The 8,026-nt window shown below is 72.6% G+C and carries 6 protein-coding genes; 1 reads left to right on the forward strand and 5 read right to left on the reverse strand.

Annotated elements, in window-relative coordinates:
* Positions 1-1,230: type I polyketide synthase (locus WA788_RS34790; protein WP_335984374.1), on the reverse strand; the 1,230-nt coding region annotated here is incomplete at its 3' end.
* 436 nt (positions 1,231-1,666) lie between these two features.
* Positions 1,667-2,335 (reverse strand): DUF1707 domain-containing protein, encoded by a 669-nt coding sequence (locus WA788_RS34795; protein ID WP_335984375.1) that lies wholly within the window; start codon positions 2,333-2,335, stop codon positions 1,667-1,669.
* Between the two features lie 437 nt (positions 2,336-2,772).
* Here WA788_RS34795 and WA788_RS34800 point away from each other — a divergent pair, with 437 nt between their 5' ends.
* Positions 2,773-3,783, forward strand: coding sequence for a methyltransferase (locus tag WA788_RS34800; RefSeq protein WP_335984376.1), 1,011 nt, complete (start codon positions 2,773-2,775; stop codon positions 3,781-3,783).
* Positions 3,784-3,917: 134 nt separating this feature from the next.
* On the opposite strand, the gene dnaG is transcribed toward WA788_RS34800, so the two are convergent.
* From dnaG to WA788_RS34815, 3 genes are all read right to left on the reverse strand, one after another.
* Positions 3,918-5,882, reverse strand: a complete 1,965-nt coding sequence (dnaG, locus tag WA788_RS34805) for a DNA primase (RefSeq protein ID WP_335984377.1) — start codon at positions 5,880-5,882, stop codon at positions 3,918-3,920.
* A gap of 96 nt (positions 5,883-5,978) precedes the next feature.
* Positions 5,979-6,419: a GNAT family N-acetyltransferase gene (locus WA788_RS34810; protein ID WP_335984378.1), complete on the reverse strand. Its 441-nt coding sequence runs from the start codon at positions 6,417-6,419 to the stop codon at positions 5,979-5,981.
* A 4-nt stretch (positions 6,420-6,423) separates the two neighbouring features.
* A complete protein-coding gene (locus WA788_RS34815) occupies positions 6,424-7,734 on the reverse strand; it encodes an NAD(P)/FAD-dependent oxidoreductase (protein ID WP_335984379.1) in 1,311 nt (436 codons plus the stop codon).
* Positions 7,735-8,026 lie beyond the last annotated feature (292 nt).

Below are 8,026 nucleotides of genomic sequence, written 5' to 3' on the forward strand. Positions count from 1 at the left end.
CTCGACATGCAACGTGCGCGGCAACTGCCCGTGCTGGAGCGCCAACACCATCTTCATCACACCGGCGACACCGGCCGCGGCCTGCGTGTGGCCGATGTTCGACTTCACCGAACCCAGCCACAGCGGCCGGCCCTCGGGACGCCCCTGGCCGTACGTCGCCAGCAGCGCCTCGGCCTCGATCGGGTCACCGAGCCTGGTCGCCGAGCCGTGCGCCTCGACCGCGTCGATGTCGGCGGTGGTCAGGCCGGCGCCGGCCAGCGCGGCGCGGATCACGCGCTGCTGCGCGGGGCCGTTGGGCGCGGTCAGGCCGTTGGACGCGCCGTCCTGGTTGATCGCCGAACCCCGCACCACCGCAAGGACCTTGTGACCGTTGCGCCGGGCGTCGGAGAGGCGTTCCACCACCAGCATGCCGACGCCCTCGGCCCAGCCGGAGCCGTCCGCACCCTCGCTGAAGGACTTGCAGCGTCCGTCTTCGGACATGCCGCGCTGCCGGGAGAAGCCCACGAACACGGACGGGGCGGAGATGACCGTGGAGCCGCCGGCGAGGGCGAGCGAGCACTCCCCCGCGCGCAGCGACCGGGCGGCCATGTGCAGGGCCACCAGGGAGGAGGAGCAGGCGGTGTCGATGGTCACCGCGGGGCCCTCCAGCCCGAAGGTGAACGCCAGCCGCCCGGAGGTGACGCTGGTCGACACGCCGGTGAGGAGGTGCCCTTCGGAGGCGCCCGACCGCATCGAGGGGTCGGTGCCGTAGCCCTGGCCGTAGGACCCGGCGAACACGCCGGTGGGGGTGCCGCGCAGCGCGCTGACGTCGATCCCGGCCTGCTCGAACGCCTCCCAGGCCACTTCGAGCAGCACCCGCTGCTGCGGGTCCATCGAGACCGCCTCGCGCGGGCTGATCTCGAAGAAGTCGGCGTCGAAGTCGGTCGCGTCGTAGATGAACCCGCCGTGCCGGGCGTAGGAGGTACCGGGGTGGTCCGGGTCGGGGTCGTACAGGTTCTCCAGATCCCAGCCGCGGTTCTGCGGGAACGGGCCGATCGCGTCGGTGCCGGCGGCGAGCAGCCGCCACAGGTCCTCCGGGCCCTGGACCCCGCCGGGGAAGCGGCAGCCCATCCCGACGATCGCGATCGGCTCCTGGTCGCGTTCCTCCACCTCGGCCAGACGGCGGCGGACCTGGCGCAGGTTGGTCGTCACGAGCTTGAGGTAATCGCGAAGCTTGTCTTCGTTGGACACCTGAATCCGCCATCCCTGCTGTGCCGAGGATAATCCGCCGTCGATCTCGGGGGACGCGATGTGGCGTTATCCAGGAAGTACGCAATATCGGTGCGCGGGCAGCACGGGCTGGAAAACCCGGTCCCGGCAGTGGAATACCGTCACACTTTCACCGTGGCAGGGCTCCCAGGGAGTTTCTGCCGCACACGCCACCTCACGATTGCCGTCAGCAACTTCCGGACCGGGATACCGGGGTGAAGCCGATGTTTACCCTGAGGTCGAGTCCACCAGCGACAGGAACATATCCAGGCCCCATGGGTGCCGCAACGCGTCAGTTGAACGCGGTGCCGGCGCCGCGGGGGATACCGTTCGGGCGGTGCGAGGGGAAAAACGAGCGCGGGGCGGTGAATCGGCCGTTGGCCGTTCAACCGCCCCGCGAGTGCGCCGAATCGGCGGGTCAGCTCTTGCTGTCGGAGGTGCTCAGGGCGCTTTCCCCGCGCATCCACTGGCCGAGCGTCCGCCGCGGGTGGCGGACCACGATGTCGCCGCCCTTGAGGAGTCCGGTGACGTTCACGCGCAGCTCGACCGGGGCGTCCGCGTCGGACGCGGGATTGCGGTACTTGACCTCTCCCACCCGCACGGTCACGTCGTCGGTCCTGACCACGATGCCCGGCCGGACGACCAGGATGAGGTTGCCGCCGATGCTGATCTGCGCGTCAATGTCCAGCGTGTCGTGGCCGATCACGGCCTCGGTGAAGTCGAGTTTGACGTCGCCGCCGTGCATCCGGATGTCCAGGTGGCGCGGGACCTCCCAGGTGCCGGAGCGGTGCAGGGTGCCCCACCGCTGGTTGATCTCCACGACGTCCTTGGGCCGCTCTGACCCGGTGCCGGCGTCGGCGGGGACCGGCGAGACCGGCAGGTCCCTGGTGAGCTGGGCCAGTTCGCTGACGGTGCGGGCGCTCAGTGCGGCTTCGACCCGTTCGCTGACCTCCTCGGAGGTCAGCCGGCCGTCCCCGGCGGCGTCCCGCAGGATCTCCACCACCTGTTCCCGGTCCGCGTCCGACGCCCGCAGCGCTGCCTGCGAGTCCTCCGCGCCGTCATCGATCGACGGCTTCTCATCAGTCATGGTGTCCAGCCTCTTCCCGTACCAGTGGATTCTCAAGGCACTCGATCCGGCCGCCCGGCCGGGCCCGGAGCGCTGCGGCTCGGCCCTACGACGTTCAACTGCCGACCGATCGCGCGTGAACGGGCCCCGTGGGCGGGCGGGTCGGCCCACATGCGGCTGCACGGGGAACAGGTGGCCCGTGCGGGGCCGTCGGGTCGGGTGCGATCGGGTTGAACGGCACGACGTACAGCGGCCGTTTGTCTAGCGTGTGCCGCACGGATCGTACCTGCGCAGTGGCACCACTGTGCTCATGCACACACTCGTTTCACACAACGGCAGGTTGTGACGGCCGTGTTCGGACGGTGCCACCGCACCGGCCGGCCGGGGCCCACCGGCGGTCGGCCGTGCGGCACACGCGCGTGCGGCACAAGCGATTGGGGAACCAGGAAATGTCGTTGATGAGTCTGGTCATGGGGGCGATGGCCTCCGCCGCGGTCGGCACGGCGGCCCAACTGGGCGTCGCGGACGTGCTGGCGCAGGGTCCGGCCACCGCGCCCGAGCTGGCCAAGGCCGTCGACGCGGACGCCGACTCCCTCGGCTCCGTCCTGCAAGCCCTCACCGCGCTGGGCGTGTTCACCCGCGACGAGCAGGGCCGGTACGCCAACTCCCCGCTGTCCGAGCCGCTCAGGAGCGACCACCCGGAGTCGGTCCGCAACCTGGCGGCGCTGCTGTGCGGCCTGTACGGCCACGCGGCGACCGGCGGACTGACCGAGGCGGTACGGACCGGGACGTCGGTGATGCCCGCCGCGTTCGGCGTCTCGCTCTACGAGTACCTGGACCAGCACCCCGACAGCGCCCGGATCTTCGACCGCGCCATGGAGGACTGGGCACGGCCGATCGGCACCGTGCTCGCCGAGCACGTCCCGTTCGCCGGCGTGCGCACCGTCGTCGACGTCGGCGGCGGCAACGGCACCCTGCTCAAGGCGATCCTCACCGCCCACCCCCATCTGCGGGGCGTCTGCGTCGACCGTCCAGACACCTGCCGCCGCGCCGAGGCCGAGCTCGCCGCCTCGGGCAGCGCGGACCTCGCCGACCGGCTCACCTTCCAGCCCGCGGACATCCTGCACGAGGTGCCCGCCGGCGGCGACCTCTACATCCTCAAGAACGTGCTGCACGACTGGAGTTCGGAGAGCGGCGTGCAGATCCTGCGGAACATCCGCCGGGCGGTGGTCCCCGAGGGCGCGACGCCGACCGAGGACAGCCCGAAGCTCCTGGTGATCGACCCGCTGGTGGAGCACGACTCGGGGGCCGCCTTCCGCAACCTGGTCAAGATGGTGGTCGGCGAGGCGCAGGCCCGCGAGCGCAGCGAGGCCGACATGCGGCGCGAGGCGAAAGAGGCGGGCTTCCACGTGCTGTCCATCACCCCCTGCCCGGCGGACCTCAGCATCACCGCCTGCACACCGGTCTGACCGGGCCGGCACCCGTCTGCGCGAGCTTCCGCGGCGCCGGTGCACCCGGTGACCGCGGCCTCGGTGACGGCCGGCCGCGCGGTGCGGAGTCCGCACCGCGCGGCCGTTGACCAGGCGGCCCCAGGTGTATCGGCCTAGAGCGCCGCTGCTCCGCTGACCCGCAGCCGCTGGGCGTACTGCTGGAGCGCCCACAACTCGTTCGCCGCCGCGACCGCCTCCGGCGCGTCCGCCGGCACGCCCTGCGCCGCCAGCCGTGCCCCGGTCGCGTGGACCTGCGCCACCCGGCGGTCCACCGCGAGCAGCCGCACGCGCACCAGCACCTCGCCCGCGTACACCTCGGGCGTCTTGTGCATGACCGGTTCGACGGCCAGTTCGGTGACCATGCCGCGCACCGTGTCGTCGGGCGCGGCCTCGCGCACCCGCAGCAGATAGTCCCCGTCGGCGTACTCCGCGCCGCCCGCCTCGGCGATCGCGCGGCGCACCGCGGCGTACGGCGGGCCGGTGAACTCGTCCTCGCCGTAGGCGTCGAAGGCCGGGGAGACCAGGGCGGGGAACTGGAGGGCCAGCTTCAGCAGTTCGCGCTCCACCCGGTGCGCGGGGCTGCGCAGGTCCAGCCGCGGCCCGGACGGCGCCCGCCGCTCGGCGCGCTCCGGCCCACCGCCCGACCCGTTCGGGTACGACCCGTTCGCATACGGTCCGCCCGGCCCGCCACGGGATGGCCCGCCGCGGGAGGGGCCGGTGCCGGCCGAGCCGCCCGCCGCGCGGGCCCGGGCCATCGCCCGCACCCGGCGGATCATGCTCTGCTCCTCCGCCTGCGTGGAGATCCCCGCCATCCCGACCAGCCGGATCGCGTAACGGTCGCGCAGCGCCTGGTTCTTGATCGCGGCGACCACCGGCACCGCGGCGTCCACCGCGGCGACCCGGCCCTCGTCGGTGTCGAGGTTGTAGCGGCCCACGATCGAGCGCAGCGCGAACGCGAAGAGCGGGGTGCGGCCGTCGATCAGCCGCTGGATCGCCGGATCGCCCTCGGCCAGCCGCAGTTCGCAGGGGTCCATGCCGCCCGGGGTGATCGCGATCGACGTCTCGGCGGCGAACTTCTGGTCGTCCTCGAAGGCGCGCAGCGCGGCCTTCTGCCCGGCCGCGTCGCCGTCGAAGGTGAAGACCACCTCCGAGGTGGAGTTGTCCATCAGCAGCCGGCGCAGGATCTTGATGTGGTCCCCGGCGAACGCGGTGCCGCAGGTGGCGATGGCGGTGGTGACACCGGCGAGGTGGCAGGCCATGACGTCGGTGTAGCCCTCGACGACGACCGCGCGGCCGGTCCTGGCGATCTCCTTCTTGGCGAGGTCGATCCCGTACAGCACCTGGGACTTGCGGTAGAGCGGCGTCTCGGGCGTGTTGAGGTACTTCGGGCCCTGGTCGTCCTCGCGCAGCTTGCGGGCGCCGAAGCCGATCACCTCGCCGGTGATGTCCCGGATCGGCCAGATCAGCCGGCCGCGGAACCGGTCGATGGCGCCGCCCCGGCGGCTCTCGGAGGCGAGCCCGGAGGTGATCAGCTCCTTGTCGCTGAAGCCCTTCCCGCGCAGGAAGCGCACCAGGTGGTCCCACCCGGCCGGTGCGTACCCGACGCCGAAGTGCTCGGCCGCCGCCTGGTCGAAGCCCCGCCCGGCGAGGAAGGCCCGCCCGATCTCCGCCTCGGCCGAGCCGAGTTGCTCCACGTAGAAGGCGGCGGCCGCGCGGTGCGCCTCCACCAGCCGAATCCGCTCGCCCTGCTGCCGCCCCGGGACGGCGCTGCCTTCCTCGTACCGCAGGGTGATCCCGGCCCGCGCGGCCAGCCGCTCCACGGCCTCGGCGAACGTCAGATGGTCCACCTTCATCACGAACGCGAGCGTGTCCCCGCCCTCGCCGCAACCAAAACAGTGGTAGAGGCCCTTGGAGGGGCTGACCTGGAAGGAGGGGGACTTCTCGTCGTGGAAGGGGCACAGGCCCTTGAGGTTGCCGCCGCCGGCGTTCTTGAGCTGGAGGTAGTCGGAGACGACGGAGTCGATCGGGACGGCGTCGCGTACCGCCCTCACGTCGTCGTCCCTGATCCTTCCTGCCACGGAAGTAGTTTACGGCCCGCCGCCGACAGCTCCGGCGGGGCGGTGGGGGGACGTGCGTGCCCGGGCGGGCCTGTCCCGGGAAGTCCCGGGATCAGGTCAGCCCAGTTCCTTGGTCACGAAGACGTAGTGCGGTCCGCTCGGGGCGAGCTGGAACTCCTCGCCGGTCGCGGTGAACCCGAAGTGCTCGTAGAAGCCGCGGGCGGAGACCCGGCCGTTGCACCACACCACCTGGGCGCCCCGGGCCGCGGACTCCCGCAGCCCGGCCCGCAGCGCGGCGGCGCCGAAGCCGCCCCCGCGCACCTGGGCGGCGCTGCCCATGCCGCGGAAGCGGAAGGCGGGCGCCGCCTCGCCCGGCAGGGGGTCGGGGAAGAACGTCACGCACGCCCGGACCGCGCCCTGCTCGTCGTACGCGGCTATGTGGAAGGTGTCCTCGCGCGCGTCCTCCGGGTAGACCGCGGCCTCGCGCGGCATGCCGGTGCGCAGCACCTCCCACCGCAGCGGGAAGATCTCCTCGACGGGTACGACGGCGGTGCGCATACGGTCATTCCTCCGCGTTCGGTGCAGGTCGGTCCAGGAACGAGGCTAGCGGCACCGCCGGGTCGGACAGCGCCTCGGGGTCGACCGGGCGGCCGTCGCGGATCAGGTTCTGGATCGGCTCGGTGACGTCCCACACGTTGACGTTCATCCCGGCGAGCACCCGGCCCTCGCGCAGCCAGAACGCGATGAACCGGCGCTTGCCGACGTCGCCGCGGCACACCACCTGGTCGTACGACCCGGGCGCGGCGTGCCCGGAGAACTCCATGCCCAGGTCGTACTGGTCGGAGAAGAAGTACGGGACGCGGTCGTAGCCGACCTGCTGCCCGAGCATGGCACGGGCCGCGGCGGGGCCGCCGTGCAGCGCGTTCGCCCAGTGCTCCACCCGCAGCCGGCCGCCCCTGGTCCGGGACATGGGGGACCCCAGCAGCGGGTGCTCCGCGTTGGCGACGTCGCCCGCGGCGAAGATGTCCGGGTCGGAGGTGCGCAGCGAGGCGTCCACGGCGATGCCGCCGCCCTCCGCGCGGTCGGCGAGCGCCAGCCCCGCGGCCTCGGCGAGCGCGGTGCGCGGGGCCGCGCCGATCGCGGCGAGCACGTCGTGCGCGGGGTGCTCGGTGCCGTCGTCGGTGATCGCCGCCAGCACCATGCCGTCCTGGCCGGTGATCTCCGTCAGGCGGGTGCCGAAGTGGAAGCGGACGCCGTGCTCGCTGTGCAGGTCGGTGAAGACGGAGCCGATCTCCGGGCCGAGCACGCCGTGCAGCGCGGTCGGCTCGGGCTCCACCACGGTCACCTCGGCGCCGTAGCCGCGCGCGGCCGCGGCCACCTCCAGGCCGATCCATCCGGCCCCCGCGATCACCAGGTGGCCGTTCTCCCGGCCCAGGCTGGTCAGCACGTGCTTCAGCCGCTCCGCGTGGGCGAGCCGGCGCAGATGGTGCACCCCGGCGAGGTCGGTGCCCGGGATGTCCAGGCGGCGGGGCTCCGCGCCCGTCGCGAGCAGCAGCTTGTCGTACTGGAGTACGGTGCCGTCGCCCAGGCTCACGGTGTGCGCCGCGCGGTCCAGGTTCACCACGGGCTGGCCGAGGTGCAGCTCGACGTCGTGCTCCGCGTACCAGGAGGCGGGCTCCACGAAGACCGAGTCGCGTGCGGCGCTGCCGGTAAGGAAGCCCTTCGACAGCGGTGGGCGCTCGTACGGGTGGTCGCGCTCGTCGCCGATCAGTATCACCCGGCCGGTGAAACCCTCGGCGCGCAACGTCTCCGCGGCCTTCGCTCCGGCCAGGCCGGCTCCGACGATCACGAAGGTCTGGTGCGCGTCCACCACAGTGTGCCTCCCCGGCGGGTAGTCCGTTGCCCTGCTGAGCGTCCCGCACGGCGGCCCGAACGAAAAGGGTGCCGCGCCGTGATCATCCCACGGCCCCCGGGCCCTCCCCCTTTACGGCGCGTCCCCGCCCCCGGGGTGGCAGCCCTTGCAATGCGGTGCCATTGCCTGCGGGTGCGTTGTGGCTGGCCGCGCAGTTCCCCGCGCCCCTAGGTGAGTGCCCCTTGCGGCGCATGCTTGTCTGCGGGCGTGGTGGCTGAGCGCGCAGTTCCCCGCGCCCCTGGGTGAGTGCCCC

This window comes from Streptomyces sp. CA2R106, from assembly GCF_037034245.1.
In the GTDB taxonomy this organism is placed as follows: domain Bacteria; phylum Actinomycetota; class Actinomycetes; order Streptomycetales; family Streptomycetaceae; genus Actinacidiphila.